Source organism: Mesorhizobium sp. (assembly GCF_005063415.1).
Lineage (GTDB): Bacteria > Pseudomonadota > Alphaproteobacteria > Rhizobiales > Rhizobiaceae > Mesorhizobium.
This window is the reverse complement of the sequence record NZ_SUEG01000044.1, coordinates 1-2,091: the sequence shown is the minus strand read 5'-3', so window position 1 is coordinate 2,091 and position 2,091 is coordinate 1. Positions and strand designations below refer to the sequence as shown.

Genomic DNA, 2,091 nt, shown 5'->3' with positions numbered 1-2,091 from the left:
GCTCAAGGGTCTCGATGCCGCAATCATCGACCGTATCATCGACAATCGCCTGACGCTTGCCTCCGGCGGCCGCACGCTCGTCCAGACAATGGCGGCCAATGGCGCCTGGACGGCTCTGATCTCCGGTGGTTTCGACATCTTCACCACCCGCATCGCAGCATTGCTCGGTTTTCACGAAAATCGCGCCAACCGGCTGATCGAGCAGGATCGCCGCTTCACCGGCTTGGTCGCCGAGCCGATCCTCGGCCGCGCCGCCAAGGCCGAAGCCCTTATCGAGATTTCCGCCCGCCTCGGCCTGACGCCTGCCGATGCCATTGCCGTCGGTGACGGCGCCAACGATCTCGACATGATCCGTCTTGCCGGCATCGGCGTCGCCTTGCACGCCAAGCCGGCCGTGGCGGCTGAGGCAAAGATCCGTATCGACCACGGCGACCTCACCGCCTTGCTTTATCTGCAGGGTTATCGCTGGGGCGAATTTGTCGAATGACGCCGATCCGCACCGAGCGCCTGATCCTGCGCAACTGGGAAGATCATGACGGCGAGCTCTTCCATCGCATCAATTCCGACGAGCGCGTCATGGAATTCTTTCCGTTTCGCCGCGACCGCGCCCAGGCTGACGCTAAGATGGGGGAGTTGCGCGCGGCTATCGATCGCACCGGCTTCGGCTTCGCGGCCGCTGAGATCGCAGCCACAGGTGAATGCATCGGCTTCGTCGGCATAACCGGAACCGATCATTTGCCATTCCTGCCGCCCGGCACGATCGAGATTGGCTGGCGGTTGGCACCAGAATTCTGGGGCCGCGGCTATGTCACCGAAGCAGCCGAAGCCTGGCTCACCTATGGCTTTGAAAGACTTGGCCTCAACGAAATCGTGTCCTTCGCAGTCAAAGATAACAGCCGGTCCACTGCCGTCATGGAGCGCCTGGGCATGACCGCGGACCCGGCCTCCGATTTCGACCATCCCGGTGTTCCGGACAGCCACACCGCACTCAGGCGACATGTCTTCTACAGGCTGTCACGCACGGACTGGCATGCAAGAAAAAGGGCGGCCCGCTAGCCGCCCTTTTCTTTTCAAGATCAGAGTGTTGCAGGCTCTTCCGGACTCAATCCATCCGGATTGTCACAAACCTCAGCTCGCCGGTCTTCGACGCCAGCATCAAAAGCGCGTTCTTGCGCCCTTGCTCCTTCAGCGCGCCGATCCGGTCCATGACGTCCTTGGGCGTCGCGACCGATTCCTGCGCGATCTCAGTGATCACCTCGCCCGGCTGGATGCCGCGTTCGGCCGCTGCCGAATCCTTTGAGACGTCGGTCACGACGACGCCGGAGATGTCGGCGGCGATGCCGAATTTCGTGCGCGTCTCGTCGTTGAGCTCGCCGATCGTCATGCCGAGCACGGCAGCCGTCGAAACCGCAGGCGCCTTGTCGGCATCGTCCTGGTCGGTGTTGCCGTTTTCACCACCGCTGGCAAGCTTCTCGCCGTCCTCGAGCCGGCCGAGCGTCACCTTGACGGTCTGCTCGACCCCTTTGCGCACGATGATCACGTCGACCGCCTTGCCGACCGGGCTCTCCGCCACAACGCGCGGCAGGTCGCGCATTTCATGGATGTCCTTGCCGTCGAACTTGATGATCACGTCGCCGGCCTGGATTGTGCCGTTGTCGACCGGCCCCCCCTTGATGACACCAGCAACCAGCGCGCCCTTGGCGGTCGCCATGCCCAGGCTTTCAGCAATGTCGTCGGTCACCGGCTGGATGCGCACGCCGAGCCAGCCGCGCCGCGTCTCGCCGAACTGGCGAAGCTGGTCGACGACGCCCGATGCAAGCTGCGACGGGATCGAGAAGCCGATGCCGATCGAGCCGCCCGACGGCGAGATGATTGCCGTGTTGATGCCGATGACCTCGCCGCTGCTGTTGAACAGCGGTCCACCGGAATTGCCGCGGTTGATCGCGGCATCGGTCTGGATGAAGTCGTCATACGGGCCGGAATTGATGTCGCGATTGCGCGCCGAGACGATGCCGACAGTCACCGTGCCGCCGAGACCGAACGGATTGCCGATCGCCATCACCCAGTCGCCGACACGCATCGTGTTGGAAT

At 63.3% G+C, this 2,091-nt stretch carries 3 protein-coding genes; 2 read left to right on the top strand and 1 reads right to left on the bottom strand.

Going from position 1 to position 2,091, the window contains the following annotated elements:
• Window positions 1-487, top strand: a 487-nt coding sequence (locus E5W70_RS14120; protein ID WP_292659018.1) for an HAD family phosphatase, incomplete at its 5' end; no start/stop codon positions are given.
• Entirely contained in the window at window positions 484-1,056 is a 573-nt protein-coding gene (locus E5W70_RS14115; protein WP_292659016.1) for a GNAT family N-acetyltransferase, read from the top strand. The genes E5W70_RS14120 and E5W70_RS14115, both read left to right, overlap by 4 nt.
• A gap of 46 nt (window positions 1,057-1,102) precedes the next feature.
• On the opposite strand, the gene E5W70_RS14110 is transcribed toward E5W70_RS14115, so the two are convergent.
• Window positions 1,103-2,091: PDZ domain-containing protein (locus E5W70_RS14110; RefSeq protein ID WP_292659014.1), on the bottom strand; the 989-nt coding region annotated here is incomplete at its 5' end.